The organism is Parahoeflea alexandrii (genome assembly GCF_024105735.1).
Lineage (GTDB): Bacteria > Pseudomonadota > Alphaproteobacteria > Rhizobiales > Rhizobiaceae > Hoeflea > Hoeflea alexandrii.
Map to the genome: position 1 here is coordinate 1,057,098 of NZ_JAAAML010000001.1, position 13,703 is coordinate 1,070,800.

Annotated in this window: 12 protein-coding genes; 3 read left to right on the plus strand and 9 right to left on the minus strand. The window is 61.7% G+C overall.

Annotated elements, in window-relative coordinates:
- The first annotated feature begins 7 nt into the window (after positions 1–7).
- Both GTW23_RS04900 and GTW23_RS04905 read left to right on the plus strand, forming a co-directional pair.
- Positions 8–1,168 (plus strand): efflux RND transporter periplasmic adaptor subunit, encoded by a 1,161-nt coding sequence (locus tag GTW23_RS04900; protein WP_324288526.1) that lies wholly within the window; start codon positions 8–10, stop codon positions 1,166–1,168.
- Complete coding sequence (locus tag GTW23_RS04905) at positions 1,165–4,308, plus strand: efflux RND transporter permease subunit (protein WP_152008050.1); 3,144 nt, start codon at positions 1,165–1,167, stop codon at positions 4,306–4,308. Before GTW23_RS04900 ends, GTW23_RS04905 begins: the two co-directional genes overlap by 4 nt.
- 103 nt (positions 4,309–4,411) lie before the next feature.
- Here GTW23_RS04905 and GTW23_RS04910 read toward each other — a convergent pair whose 3' ends face one another.
- The 9 genes from GTW23_RS04910 to GTW23_RS04950 form a co-directional block, all read right to left on the minus strand.
- The gene (locus GTW23_RS04910; protein ID WP_252914844.1) at positions 4,412–5,383 is read right to left on the minus strand and encodes an SLAC1 anion channel family protein; all 972 of its coding nucleotides are present in this window, start codon (positions 5,381–5,383) and stop codon (positions 4,412–4,414) included.
- Between the two features lie 109 nt (positions 5,384–5,492).
- Complete coding sequence (locus tag GTW23_RS04915) at positions 5,493–6,350, minus strand: ABC transporter permease (protein WP_152008051.1); 858 nt, start codon at positions 6,348–6,350, stop codon at positions 5,493–5,495.
- Positions 6,340–7,110, minus strand: coding sequence for an ABC transporter ATP-binding protein (locus GTW23_RS04920; protein WP_152008052.1), 771 nt, complete (start codon positions 7,108–7,110; stop codon positions 6,340–6,342). Before GTW23_RS04920 ends, GTW23_RS04915 begins: the two co-directional genes overlap by 11 nt.
- Before the next feature lie 89 nt (positions 7,111–7,199).
- Positions 7,200–8,234: an ABC transporter substrate-binding protein gene (locus tag GTW23_RS04925; RefSeq protein ID WP_152008053.1), complete on the minus strand. Its 1,035-nt coding sequence runs from the start codon at positions 8,232–8,234 to the stop codon at positions 7,200–7,202.
- Between the two features lie 77 nt (positions 8,235–8,311).
- A complete protein-coding gene (locus tag GTW23_RS04930; RefSeq protein ID WP_252914845.1) occupies positions 8,312–8,980 on the minus strand; it encodes a GntR family transcriptional regulator in 669 nt (222 codons plus the stop codon).
- 117 nt (positions 8,981–9,097) lie between these two features.
- Positions 9,098–10,411, minus strand: coding sequence for a TRAP transporter large permease (locus tag GTW23_RS04935; protein WP_152008054.1), 1,314 nt, complete (start codon positions 10,409–10,411; stop codon positions 9,098–9,100).
- Positions 10,404–10,910 (minus strand): TRAP transporter small permease, encoded by a 507-nt coding sequence (locus GTW23_RS04940; RefSeq protein ID WP_252914846.1) that lies wholly within the window; start codon positions 10,908–10,910, stop codon positions 10,404–10,406. The genes GTW23_RS04935 and GTW23_RS04940 overlap by 8 nt, the downstream gene beginning before the upstream one ends.
- Before the next feature lie 63 nt (positions 10,911–10,973).
- Positions 10,974–11,996: a TRAP transporter substrate-binding protein gene (locus GTW23_RS04945; RefSeq protein WP_252914847.1), complete on the minus strand. Its 1,023-nt coding sequence runs from the start codon at positions 11,994–11,996 to the stop codon at positions 10,974–10,976.
- A gap of 104 nt (positions 11,997–12,100) precedes the next feature.
- Entirely contained in the window at positions 12,101–12,616 is a 516-nt protein-coding gene (locus tag GTW23_RS04950) for a MarR family winged helix-turn-helix transcriptional regulator (RefSeq protein ID WP_252914848.1), read from the minus strand.
- Positions 12,617–12,734: 118 nt separating this feature from the next.
- Here GTW23_RS04950 and GTW23_RS04955 point away from each other — a divergent pair, with 118 nt between their 5' ends.
- Positions 12,735–13,694, plus strand: coding sequence for a PDR/VanB family oxidoreductase (locus tag GTW23_RS04955; protein WP_252914849.1), 960 nt, complete (start codon positions 12,735–12,737; stop codon positions 13,692–13,694).
- The last annotated feature ends 9 nt before the right edge of the window (positions 13,695–13,703 follow it).

Sequence of the window (13,703 nt, forward strand, 5' to 3'; positions counted from 1 at the left end):
AAAAAGTTTGAAAGCAGGTATCATGGCCAAGCCAAGGTTTCATACCGTCGCAGCATTCGTGGTGCTGGCTGTGTCCGCCGCATGGGTGCTGACGGGCGAGTTCTCGTCAATCGGCAGTGCTGCAAATGATGTTTCGGGTGATGAGCCGAAGCCGGTGCAGGCCGAAGCCGCGCCGGAGAAGGTGCTGCGGACCGTCGCGGTGCTGGAGCCGGATTTCATCGAGCACAACCGTATCATCCGGATTTCCGGAGTGACCACGCCTGACAAGCGCACGACGCTCGCAACGCGCAGCGCCGGAATCCTGGGCGAGCTCAAGGTGAAGAAGGGTGACACGGTCCAGGTCGGCGACGCGGTGCTGATCCTTGAAGCGGCCGAGAAGCAGGCAATGGTGGATACCGCCAGGGCCTTGCTCGACCAGCGTGAGAAAGAAGCGGAAAACATCGAGCGTCTGGTCAAGGAAGGTATCTCGCCGACCACACAGAGCGACAGCGCCCGTTCGGCTCTGGCCTCGGCGCGCTCGCAACTGGAGACGGCACAAGCCGAACTCGATCGGCTGACCGTTGTTGCACCGTTCTCCGGCATCATCGACCAGGTGATGGTCGAGGAGGGCAGCTGGCTGCCTTCGGGCGAAGCGGCGGCGGTGCTGTTGCAGCTTGATCCGGTGGTGGCGCTCGGTGAAGTGAGCGAACGGGAAATCTCACAGGTGAAAGTCGGTAGCGAGGCCGATGTGCGCCTGATCAGCGGCGATATCGTTTCCGGCATCGTGCGCCATGTGAGTCTCGAGGCGACATCGGGCACCAGGACGTTCCCGATCGAGGTCGCGATTGCCAACCCGGACCGCAAGATACCCGCCGGCATGACCGCGGAAATCATGATCAAGTCCGAACCCGTCAGAGCGGTCCAGCTGCCGCGCTCGGTGGTGACGCTGGACGCCGCCGGCAATCTCGGCCTGCGCATTCTCAATGGCGACGGCACTGTCGGTTTCGTGCCGATTGACCTGATCGACGATTCGCCCGCGGGCCTGGTGTTGAGCGGCGTGCCGCAGGACGCCCGGATCATTGTTGCGGGGCAGGACCTCGTCAGCGACGGTGAAACCGTCAATGCGGTTGCCGCCGACAACAGCCTGATCACCGGTGCGACCGGCGACATGGCGGAGCAATCGCAATGAATTTCGTCGACGTCGCGATCCGCAATGCGCGACTGACGCTGGCGGTGTTGCTGTTCCTGATCGTTGCGGGAACGATGTCCTATATCTCGATTCCGAAGGAAGCCGAGCCTGACATCCAGATCCCGATCATCTATGTTTCTCTGCACTACTCGGGCATTTCTCCGGAGGATTCAGAGCGGCTGCTGCTCCGGCCGGTCGAGACCAAGCTCAAGAACATCACCGGCATCAAGGAGATGCGGTCGACCGCCTATCAGGGCGGCGGCAATGTGGTCATCGAATTCATGGCCGGTGCCGATCTTTCGAAGGCGCTGGATGATGTCCGCAACAAGGTTTCGGATGCCAAGCCCGACCTGCCGCAGGGTGCCGACGAGCCCACGGTCAACGAGGTCAATATCTCCGAGTTTCCGGTTCTGGTGGTCACGCTTGCGGGCGATGTGCCCGAGCGTGCACTGACCCGCGCGGCACGCGAACTTCGCGACCGGATCGAGGAAGTCAATGGCGTGCTCGATGCTTCGCTGCAGGGTGCGCGCGACGATCTGGTCGAGGTGATCATCGATCCGGTCAAATTGCAGTCTTACGGGATGCAGCTTGACCAGCTGATCGCCGGGGTCAATGCTTCCAATTCCGTGGTTGCCGCCGGTGCTCTTGAAGGCGTCGAAGGCCATTATGCGGTCAAGGTTCCTCTCCTCATCGAGACTGCCGAAGATGTTGCCAACCTGCCGATCATAGCGGGGTCGAACGCAGTGGTGCGGGCGCGCGATCTCGCCACCATCCGCTCCACCTTCAAGGATGCGGAAACCATCACCCGGCTGAACGGCAAGCCGGCAATCGCCATCGAAGTGTCCAAGCGGACGGGCGCGAACCTGATCGAGACCGTGGATGCGGTGAAAATTGTCGCAAACGACTTCAAGGCGCTGCTGCCGGAAGGCGCGGTCGTCGGTTTCAGCCAGGACAAGTCGACCTCGATCCGGCAATTGCTGAGCGACCTGCAGAACTCGGTGCTGACCGCTGTCATCCTGGTGTTCATCGTCATCCTTTACGCGCTTTCGGGCCGGGCCTCCCTGCTGATCGGCTTTGCCATTCCGGCGTCGTTCCTGATGGGCATCCTGGCGCTGTCGCTTGCCGGGCTGACGGTCAACATCGTTGTGCTTTTCAGCCTGATCCTGGCGGTGGGCATGCTGGTCGATGACGCGATCATCGTCACCGAGTTCGCAGAACGCCGGATGAGCGAGGGCATGCACCGTAAAGAGGCGTTCTCGCTCGCGGCCAAGCGCATGGCGGGGCCGGTGGTTGCCGCGACGCTGACCCGTGTCGCCGCCTTCTCGCCGCTGCTGTTCTGGCCGGGCATGGTCGGCGAGTTCATGAAATACATGCCGATCACGCTGATTGCGACGCTGTCGGCATCGCTGCTTTACGCCCTCGTGTTCACGCCGACGCTGGGCGCGATGTTCGCCAAGCCGATCGTCGAGGACGGGCCCAAGCGCGACGGGCTCTACATGCGGTTCGTGGCGCGGGCGGTCAGGCATCCGTTCCTCGTTGTTTTCTTCACCATGGCGGCACTGATCGTGGTGCCGGTGGCCTACGGCAAGTACGGCAATGGCGTCGAGTTCTTCCCCGATGTCGAGCCCGATTACGGCCTTCTCTACGTTCATGCGCGGGGCAACCTGTCGCTTGATGAGAAGGATGCCGCGGTTCGCATGGTGGAGAACAGGATTATCGGCTGGCCCGGCCTGACAAGCGTGTATACGCGCGTCGGCAATGTCAGTGGCGGCGGCAATGATGTGGCCGCAGACGTCGTGGGCGTGATCCAGTACGAATTCGTCGACTGGCGCGAGCGCAAGCCCGCGGGTGAAATTCTCGATGATTTCCGGCGTGAACTGACAGGTTTCCCGGGCGTCGATATCGAGGTTCTGGTGCCCGAGGGTGGTCCGCCGACCGGCAAGGCCATCCAGATCCAGTTGTCGGCAGTCGATCCGGCCGGCCTCTCCGACGTGGCGCGGCAGGTTGCAGCGCAACTCGAGCAGACGCCGGGCGTGATCGACATTTCCGACGGGTTGCCGCCGCCAGGCGTCGACTGGGAAATCAGGGTCGACCGTTCGGTTGCCGCGCGCTACGGCATAGGCCCGGCCTCGGTCGGAACGGTCGTGCAGCTTGTCACCACCGGGCTGAAGCTGACCGACTACCGGCCGGCGGGCGCCGACGATGCGGTCGATATCAGGCTCAGGCTGCCGGAGGACCGGCGCACGCTTGCCACGCTCGACGATCTCAGGATCGAAACCAGCCAGGGTTCTGTCCCGATCTCGAATTTTGTAACCCGGGAGCCTGCGGCAAGTGTTGGAACGCTCACCCGGATCGACGGGGTGCGGACGATCACCGTTTCTGCCGGGATAGCCGAAGGTATCCAGGCCGATCCGTTGCGTCAGGGTATCGTCGCAGAACTTGAGAAGGCCGATCTCAATGCCTTGGGCATCCGCTGGAAGCTGGCGGGTGAAGATGAAGAGCAGAAAGCCGCGGGAGAGTTCCTGAGCAAGGCCGCAGCTGCTGCGGTGTTCCTGATCTTTGTCGTGTTGCTGGCCCAGTTCAACAACTTCCTCTCCGTGGCACTTGTGCTATCGGCCGTGGTCATGTCGACCATCGGGGTTTTCCTGGGGCTTCTGATCACCGGACAGCCGTTCGGGATAGTCATGACCGGTATCGGCGTGATTGCGCTTGCCGGGGTGGTGGTCAACAACAACATCGTGCTGATCGACACCTATGATCATCTCAGGCGCGAGGGCAGCGACAAGCTCGACGCTATTCTCGAAACCTGCCGCGAGCGAGCACGGCCGGTGGTGCTCACCGCCGTCACCGCCATCCTGGGCGTGCTGCCGATTGCCTTTGGCTTCAATCTCGAACTGATGGCGCACGAGACCACCTATGGCGCGCCGTCGACCCAATGGTGGATCTCGCTGTCGAGCGCCATCGTCTTCGGACTTGCGTTCTCGACCATCCTGACGTTGGTGGTGACGCCATCCCTGCTGATGATCGTCACCCGTTCGAAGGACAGCAAGGTGATCGCCTGGTGGCAGCGCATGAAGGCGCGTGTCGGCCTTGGGAACAAGCGCGATCTGCCAGCGGCAAGGGGTGAAGCTGCCGAATAACCAGTCTTTGCCCATGCGGCGAGAAGCTTTTGAGGACGCCCGGATGCAGCCATCCGGGCGTCCTTTTGTTTTGAGGGGTGTTGTCCCGGGGTCTGCCTGCCCGTTACTCCGGGCGGCAGATCTGTTTGGCGCGGATGGCCTGGGCCGTGCGCACCACGAGCGTGGCGACGGCGAGCGCCAGGCAAGCCGTCAGCGCGAACCCAATCAGGCGATGCCCGGCAGAGCCGGTTTCGTGGGCGAAGAGGAACGAGGCCACGGAGAGTGCCGCAACGGGAAAGGTCAGTGCCCACCAGGACAGCGCAAACGGAAGACGGAAGAACCGCGGCGCCTGGGTCAGCACGATCAGGGCAAAGACGTAGCCGGAGTTGATAAGCACGCGGGCGAAGGCGTCGACCTCTCCGGTCAGCCGCACCCAGGCGACAAAGGCGACGGCCGGCGGGGCGATCAGGATCACCAGCGTCGGCATCAGCCGGGCGGGAAGGGGTTCGTGGAAGATCAGCCGGTTCATGACCAGTGTCAGCAGCACAACCCAGAACAGCAGCCCGGCCGAGAAGAACAGCCATGACAGCTCGATCACACCGAAACGGACGCCGGCGAGCGGCACCAGCACGTTGCCGACGGCCGGGATGAACCAGGCCGGCGAAAGGTGGATGGCCTGAAACGTCCTGTGGCCGATCCAGTTGGCCACGACGCTCAGAGACAGCATGGCCTGGGCGGCAACGCCGATGCTCCAGACCACGTAGGCGGCGCCGGGCGCATTTGGTGCCAGCGCGGTGCCCAGCAGCAGAAGCGAGATCGAGATCGTCGGGAAGAAGGCGATGCGGACAGGATGGTTCCACTCGGCGCGAACCGCCCCGGGGTGGCGGAAGATCTTCAGGCCGTAGAAGAACACGAGAACCGCGAAAACCGCGACCGCGGCACCGAGCATGAACTGCGAAATGCCCGCCGATGAGCCGGCGGCAGTTTCCGCTGCGGCGATCGACAGGGTCAGTCCGAGAAGCCCCATCATGACCGCAAAGAAAGTGACAGGAAAGTTTTCGAGCCGGTCGGGTTCGGCTCCTGACATATCGACCATTGTCTTCATGCTCCTGGGGTTGCTAGCTCATCCATGCTTTGCCGTCATGGACCTGGTCCGTCCATGACAAGGATCAAACAACCTGCTTAGGCCCGCAAACCGGGAAATGTCAGGCGCGCCAGCTCAGCAACATGTGTTCGGCCCTGCTGATCAACCAGCCGACGGTCAGGCCGAGCACCGAGAGCATGGCCACGCCGGCAATCAGCTGATCGGTGGCAAACAGCGCGCCGGCCATCAGGATGTAGGCGCCGATGCCGAACTCGGCGCCGATCATTTCGGCCGCGACCAGAAGGATGATGGCGATCGAGGCGGAGATGCGGAAGCCCGACAGGATCGCGGGCAGGGCGCCGGGGATGATGATCTTGCGGACGATCGAGATCCAGGACAGGCCGAAGGACTGACCCATGCGGATCAGATTGCGGTCGACATTGTCGACCCCGCCATAGGTGGCGATGACGGTGGGGAAGAAGACGCCGAACAGGATGGTGGCAACCTTCGAGCCTTCGCCGATCCCGAACCAGATGATGAACAGCGGCAAAAGCGCGATCTTCGGGATCGGGAACAAGGCCGAGATGAACGGCGAGACACCTGCACGCACCAGGGAGAACAGCGCAATAGCCAGACCGACAAAGACGCCGATCAGGCTGCCGAGGCTCCAGCCGACCACCAGCCGGTAGAGACTTGCCGAAAGGTGGTTCCAGATCATGCCGGTCTCGAACAGATCGGACATGGCACCGGCCGCCTCCGAAGGGGCGGGCAGGGCGATGTTGGATATGAAGCCGGTTTGCGAGCCGATTTCCCACAGAATGACGAGCACGACGAACAGGATCGGCGCAATGAAACGATGGCGGCTGTGGACAAAGCCGCCGCCGCGGAACGGCACGGGCTTGATCTTCCCGCTTTGCTGAAGCTCGCTGACATTGCGGCGCGGTTGCGCGCCAAGTTCGTTGGTGGCGTCAAGCGACATCGGACAGCTCCCGGTCGGCGGCGCGGGCCTCGTCGCGCATGGCTTCCCACAGCCGGCGCTGGATCGCAGCGGTCTCGGCGGGATGGTTGATGCGTTCGTTCAGCGGAATGTCGATGTCGACAATCTCGCGGATCTTTCCGGGCCTGCGCGACAGCATGACGATGCGGTGGCCGAGCCGTACGGCTTCGGCGAGATTGTGGGTGATGTAGCAGGCGGAAAAGCCAACCTGTCCCCAGAGCTCGATCAGGTCGTCCATCAGCAATTCACGCGTCTGGCTGTCGAGCGCGGAGAGCGGCTCATCCATCAGCATGACGGCGGGATTGACCGACAGCGCCCGGGCGATGGCGACGCGCTGCTTCATGCCGCCGGAGAGCTGACGCGGCCAGGCATTGGCAAATTCGGAGAGCTTGGTGCGGGCGAGCACGTCGGTGATGATGGCGCGCGCCTTGTCCTTGCGCACGGAGTGATCTTCCAGCACCAGGCTGATGTTGCCCTCGACCGTGCGCCAGGGAAGCAGGGCAAAATCCTGGAACACGTAAGTCAGCGGGTTGAGGCTGTCCGCCGGCGGATCCCCGGCGATCAGCGCCGCGCCGGCGTCGGGTTTTTCCAACCCGCCCAGAATGCGCAAAAGGGTCGACTTGCCGCAGCCCGAAGGCCCGACGATGCAGACGATTTCGCCCGAGCCGACCGACAGGGAAATGTCGTTCAGGACTTCTACGTCTCCATAGGAATGGTTGACGTGATCAAGGATCAGTTCCATTGTCTGGGCATCCTGAATTCGGCTCGAAAGAGGCACTCCGCAGCAGCTTGCGCCGCGAAGTGCCATGGTGACGGGTTGGTGTCAGCGGATCAATAGGTCTCGACGAAGCTGGTGTCGACGAGATCAGCCATGGTCACGCCTTCGGGCGCGAGCTTCTCGGACTGGAACCAGGCCAGCTGGTCCTCGATGCTCGCGATGTTGAGCTGCGCTCCGGCATTGATGCGCATGGCGCCGGCGGCAATGCGCGGGCCCGCCTTTTCGATCGGCTGGTCGGCATAGACATATTTGTGCACCATGCCGGTGATTTCGGCGACTTCATCGGCACTCATGGTCTTGTCGACCAGGGCAGCGTTGTAGTCGGCGATCCCCTTGGACAGGCCGGCGAGAAAGCGCGTGACCAGGTCACGGTTCTCGGTGACGTTCTTCGTCGATGTGAAGACCGTGGTGACCTGGTAGTTGTCGATGTAGTCGGAGACCTTGCCGATCTCGACCACTTCAGGACCCTTGGTCAGCGCGCCGGCGATATTGGGGACGATCGACCAGGCGTCGATCTGTCCCGATTTCAGCGCGGCGATTACGGCCGGCACCTTCTGCATCGGGGTGATCTTGATCTCGGAGCGGTCGAAGCCCGACTTGTCGGCGATCTTGTGGGCCATGTAGTGGAACGAGGAGCCGGCAGTGGTAACACCGTAGGTACGGCCTGCAAGCTTGTCGGGGCTGGTCAGGCCGGCGTCATAGGCAGCCTTGGAGGCAAGGATCTTCTGGCCGGAGATCTCGGGTGTTTCCTGAAGCGCTCCGCCGATGATGCGAACCGCACCCTTCTCGGCCAGGCTGATGAGGCCGCCGGAAATGGCGGTCATGCCGAAATCGATGTCACCCGAGGCGATTGCCACGGCCATCGGCTGGGCAGCCTGGAAGCTGACGAATTCGACGGCGAGATCCTGTTCAGTGAAGTAGCCCTTGCCCTCGGCGATGATGCTCGGCGAATGCGATGTGAGCGACAGGATGCCGATCTTGATGGCATCGGCGGCCTGTGCGGCGGTGGACAGTCCGGCTGCGGTCACCAGCCCGATGGCGGTGGCGGCAAACATGGATAGTGCGGTTCTGCGTGTCGTCCTGATCATGTGATCCTCCCTGATCGATTTGTGTCGGTTGTCTTGTTTCAGCGTGCTGGCATGACACTCCTCCCGCACGCCGGTACCTAGTTGCCCGGTGCGCCAAAAGGCTCAAGGATGAGCCTTTCGAGCGCCTCGGTGGCCTGCTGATCGTTGCGGGCAAGAACCGCATCGACAAGCCGGTTGCGCATGTCCTTCAACCGTTCGGGTTCGATGGCGCGTTCCTTGAGTACTGCGAAACGGAAACGACGGCTCTCGAAGAACAGCCTGGACTGGAACTCGATCAGTCGCGGCGAATTGCAGCGAGACACCAGAACCGCGTGGAATTCGCGGTTTGCCTCGTCCCATTCCAGCGCCAGCGCATCGATATCGTCCATGACCATTCTGTCGGCGCGATCAACAGCGTGGCGGGCCGCAATCAGTTCTCCCTCCCAGCGCACCGCGCCGTGTTTCATCGACCATTTGAGGCCGAGGCCTTCGATCTCGGCGCGCAGCCGGGTCACGTCCTCGAGATCGGCCTGCGAGGCCGAGGCGACGCGAAAGCCGCGCTGCGAGCTGGCTTCGACAATGCCTTCATTGGCAAGCAGTGTCAGGGCTTCACGGAAGGAATGGGCGCTGCCGCCATAGCGCTGGCGCAGATCCTCGATTTTCAGCCGGGAATCGGGCGGCAGAACGCCGAAGGAAATGTCCCGGCGAACGTGCTCGGCGATGAACTGCACGACTGTCGCCGCATCGTCATTCTTGAAACCGAACACCCGGATCTCCAACAAACCAAAAAATATTGAAGATTTTGGTATTCGTTGAAGGCACGGGGAGTCAACCGTTTTCAGCCTCGTCGCCGGTCCGGCAGCACTGCCGGCGGCTGTCCCAGGCTACATGTGCGAGGGCAGGTACAGCACCAGCCAGGGAAACAGCACAAGGATCAGCAGCCTCACGATGTCCATCATCCAGAATGGCGTGACGCCCTTGAAGATCGTCCCGACCGAGATGTCGCCGACGACGCTCTTGAGAATGAAGACGTTGAGGCCGACCGGCGGGGTAATCAGGCTGATCTCTGTCACCACCACCACCACGATGCCGAACCAGACCGGGTCAAACCCCAGGCCGGTGACAATGGGGAAGAAGATCGGAACGGTCAGAAGCAGCATGGAGAGGCTTTCGAACACGCAGCCGAGTGCGACATAGATCAGGAGGATGACGGTGATGACCAGCCATGGTGAGAGGTCAGCGCTGACGATCATGTCCTTGAGGCCCTCGGGCAGGCCTGCGTAGTTGACGAAATTGGAGAAAATCCAGGCGCCGATGAGAACGCTGAACAGCTGCGCGGTGGTGATCGCGGTTTCCTTGAGCACGGTCATCGTCTCACCGAACGACAGTGAGCCGCGGAACAGGGCGATGAGAAAGGCGCCCATTGCCCCCATGCCGGCAGCTTCGGTCGGCGAAAAGGTCAGATGAAGCGGCCAGAAATCGAGCGCGCCGTAGAGGCCGCCGATCACCAGGAAGAAGAGGAGCAGAACCGACCAGACCCCGCTCAGAGCTTCGAGCTTTTCCTTCACGCTGAACTTCCGGCCGGCCGGTCCGGCGGCGGGATTGCGGAAAACCGAGATCTGCACGGCGATCAGGTAGAACACGATGCCGAGGAAGCCGGGAATGATGCCGGCGATGAACAGCTTGCCGATCGAGGTCTCGGTCAGAAGGCCGTAGATCACCAGGATGACCGACGGCGGGATCAGGATCCCGAGCGTTCCGCCGGCGGCGATCGAGGCTGATGAGAGTTCATCGGAATAGCCGAGCTTGCGCATTTCGGGCATCACCACTTTCGACATGGTGGCGGCGGTGGCAAGCGATGAGCCGCAAATGGCGGCAAAGCCGCCGCAGGCGGCGATCGTGGCCATGGCCAGTCCACCGCGGAAATGGCCGAGAAAGGCGTTCGACACCTGATAGAGTTCGCGGCTGATGCCGCCTTTGTTGACGAACAGGCCCATGAGGATGAAGAGCGGGACTACCGACAGTCCGTAATCCTGGCTGGTGTCGATGATCAGCCGGGAGACCAGCGAGATCGCCGCCCGGAAATTGGTCTCGTAGGTCATGCCGGCCATGCCGACGATGGCCATGGCGAAAGCAATGGGCATGCGCAGCAGTACCAGCAGCAGCACCGCGGCAAAACCGATGAGTGATTCAATCATGTGCGCCTCGGAGAAGGTCTGGCTTGAAGAGAGTGACCATGCCGCGAAGCGCCATCGTGATGGCGGTGACAAGCGTCATGAAGGCGATGAACCAGGTGATGTAGAAGACCGGGATCGAGAGATACTCGGTCAGGTCGCCATAGCTTTTCGCGCGGGCGGCAAGATCAAAGGAGCGCATGGCCGGCCAGATCAGCAAAACACCGCAGATCAGGGTGATCAGGCCGTTGAGGATGCGCTCTATCCCGGCGCGGCGAAAGAGCGGATCGAGCAGGTCGACAACGATGTGCTCGGCTCGCCCTGAAACAACAGGCAGCGCCGAGAAAACGATCACCGCCATGGCGATGCGGGTCAGCTCGGTGGCGGCCTCGATGGGAGCGGAGAAGGTGGAGCGCATGATGACATCGGCGAATGTCAGCACCATGAGCACGAACAAAGTTGCTGCGGCGAGGAGCATCGGCAACTCCGTCAGCCGGTTCAGCAATCTGGCGATGGATTTCATCAGTGGCTCCTTGCAGGCAGATATGGATGCGGGGGCAGGATGTTCCGTGCCCCCGCAACGATGTTACTTGCCGTAGGATGCCATTGTCGACTTGACCATTTCGGCGGCAGCATCGGCATCGATGCCAAGGGCCGAGATCTCGGCAAGCACCTTGGTGCGGACCCGTGCGGCCATTTCTGCGAACGTGGCCTGGTCTTCGGCGCTGGCGGTGACGATGGTGTTGTCACCCGCTGCCATGGTGGCCTCGCGCGCCTTGTCGTCGCTTGCGTCCCAGGCAATGCCCATCATCTTCGATGCGGGCTCACCGAAGACCTTTTCCTCAAGCGCTGCCTTCACGTCGTCAGGCATCGAGTTGAACTTGTCTTCGCTCATGAGGACGGCAAAGGCGCCGCGATAGAAGCCGCCCGGCATCTCGTAGACGTTCTTTGCGACCTCGTTGAGCTTGAAGCTCAGGCGTTCGCCCATGTTCATGGCGACCGCGTCGGCTGCGCCCGAAGACAGGGTCTCGTAGACCTTGGGAGCCGGCACCTGGATGCCGATAAGACCGAGTTCGGCACCGACATCGGCCGAAACGCCGCCGCCGAGGCGGGTCTTGAGGCCGTTGAGATCTGCCAGCGTGGTGACCGGCTTGTTGGAGTGTATCTGACCGGGACCATGTGTGGTCAGCGCAATGACCTTGGTGCCCTTGAACTCGTCAAGCTGGGCCAGATACTTCTCATGGGCCTGCCAGTAGGCAACGGAAGCGGCTTCCGCATTGCCTTCGTAGCCTGGCAGCTCGATCAGCTTCGTGCCGACGAAGCGGCCCGGCTGGTAGCCGTTGAAGATGATGGTGATGTCGGCCGCACCATCAAGGATGAGGTCCATCTGTGCGGGCGGAGGGGCAAGGCCCATCTTGATCTCGCCGCTGACCTTGCCGTCAGTGGCCTCTTCCATCATGTCGACGAGGCCCTCGAGCATATCGACGTTGATCGGATGTGATGGCGGCAGCCAGCTCGATATGGTCAGGTTGATGTCCGCGGCCATGGCCGATGCGGAGAATCCAACTGCCAGCATCGTGCTTGCCAATAGGGTCCCAATCTTTTGCATGCGCTTCCTCCCGGTAGGTGACGGTCAGCTGTCTGTTCGCCGACCTAGACAGGAGAAACATGCAATATCATATAAAAATATGCAACGTCATCTATCCATCTTTTTCAGGAATCTGCGATTGCGGCATCTCTGGCAGGCGAATCGGAGATGCCGGGCTGGTTAGGCTGGTCAGCCTCGAGGTGCCGGATCAGCGCCCGCAGCGTATCCTTGATTTCGGAGCCGTCGCCGCCCTGGAATGATTTGAGCAATTCCAGTTCGTGTGCTCTGGCGTCGGCCACCAGTTCCTCCGCAAGGGCCCTGCCTTGGGGGGTGAGAAACACCCGTACCCGGCGGCCATCCGTCGGATCACTGCGACGGGTGACCAATCCGCGGGCATCCATCTGTATGATGATCTTGGTCAGCCGCGATTGTTCGATCATGGCGTAGCGCGCAAGTTCGGTGACCATGGATCCGTCTGTGTCGGTCAGGCAGGCCATCACGCGCCACTCGGGCACGCGCAACCCGCGCGTGCGCACATGGCTGTGAAAGCGCGCGCTTGCCGCCTCGCTCGCCGCCGCCAGCAGATAGAGCAGGTAGTTGGGTACAAATGGGGCCTTGGGGTCGTCGATTGTGTTGCTCATCCGGATTCCGCGTTCTCAGGGGGAGCTTTCATCGCATCCCCCACGTGCATCTTCAACAAAAACCTCTTGACAAGAATTATATGAAAATTCATGTTTTCTGGCAAAGGAGATCCGTGAATTGGTTGAACCGGTCAAATTGAAACTCGCCACGGCCCGGATGCTGACGCCATCCATTCGGGAAATGGAATTTGTGCGCAGCGACGGCGGCACGCTTGCAAGCTACACGCCCGGCGCTCACGTCAAGTTCGCGTTGCCGGCAGGCGAACGCTCCTATTCGCTGATCGATTTTGAGCCGGTTTCAACTGATTCCGCCATTACCAGCTACCGCTTCGCAGTCCAGCTCGAGGCGCAGAGCACCGGCGGATCGCGGCACATGCATGAGCTTGCGCCCGGCGACGAGGTTCTGGCGCTGCCACCAGGCAATGATTTTCCGCTTGTTGCGGCCAAGCCGGCCCTGCTGATCGCCGGCGGCATCGGCATCACGCCGATGATCAGCATGGCTACGGCACTCAGGCAGTCGGGAACCGGGTTCCGGTTTCACTATACCGGCCGGACCGGTGCTGTGATGGCTTACAGGGATGAGCTGGAAAAGGCATTCGGCGATCACCTGGCACTGCATTTCGATGACCAGCCTGAAAAGGCTTTGAATATCGGCAGCATGTCAGCGTCGGTGAGCGCTGAAGAGCATGTCTATGTCTGCGGACCGAAAGGCATGATCGATGCGGTGAAGTCGGCGATGGAGGCGGCCGGGGTCTCCGCGGACCGGATCCATTTCGAGCTGTTTACATCGGCGGCAGAGCAGGCCGGTGACACAGCGTTCGAAGTCGAGGTTCACGCGACCGGGGAAGTCTTCGAGATCCCGCCGGGAAAGACGATCATCGATGTGCTCGAGGCGGGAGGCGTCGATCTCATCCATGACTGCCTGCGCGGTGATTGCGGGATCTGCAAGACGGATGTCATCGAGGGCCTGCCGGATCACCGTGATGTGGTGCTCAGCGATGCCGAGAAGGCCGAAGGCAAGGTGATGCAGATATGCGTGAGCCGGGCGAAGTCCGCCCGTCTCGTGCTTGATCTTTAGGGGAGGTAT

Bases quoted from the DNA above. Each gene is read 5' to 3' on its own strand.
- GTW23_RS04925 (WP_152008053.1), bottom strand. From the start codon at position 8,234: ATGATCAGGACGACACGCAGAACCGCACTATCCATGTTTGCCGCCACC.
- GTW23_RS04920 (WP_152008052.1), bottom strand. From the start codon at position 7,110: ATGGAACTGATCCTTGATCACGTCAACCATTCCTATGGAGACGTAGAA.
- GTW23_RS04950 (WP_252914848.1), bottom strand. From the start codon at position 12,616: ATGAGCAACACAATCGACGACCCCAAGGCCCCATTTGTACCCAACTAC.
- GTW23_RS04945 (WP_252914847.1), bottom strand. From the start codon at position 11,996: ATGCAAAAGATTGGGACCCTATTGGCAAGCACGATGCTGGCAGTTGGA.
- GTW23_RS04940 (WP_252914846.1), bottom strand. From the start codon at position 10,910: ATGAAATCCATCGCCAGATTGCTGAACCGGCTGACGGAGTTGCCGATG.
- GTW23_RS04915 (WP_152008051.1), bottom strand. From the start codon at position 6,350: ATGTCGCTTGACGCCACCAACGAACTTGGCGCGCAACCGCGCCGCAAT.
- GTW23_RS04935 (WP_152008054.1), bottom strand. From the start codon at position 10,411: ATGATTGAATCACTCATCGGTTTTGCCGCGGTGCTGCTGCTGGTACTG.
- GTW23_RS04905 (WP_152008050.1), top strand. From the start codon at position 1,165: ATGAATTTCGTCGACGTCGCGATCCGCAATGCGCGACTGACGCTGGCG.
- GTW23_RS04910 (WP_252914844.1), bottom strand. From the start codon at position 5,383: ATGGTCGATATGTCAGGAGCCGAACCCGACCGGCTCGAAAACTTTCCT.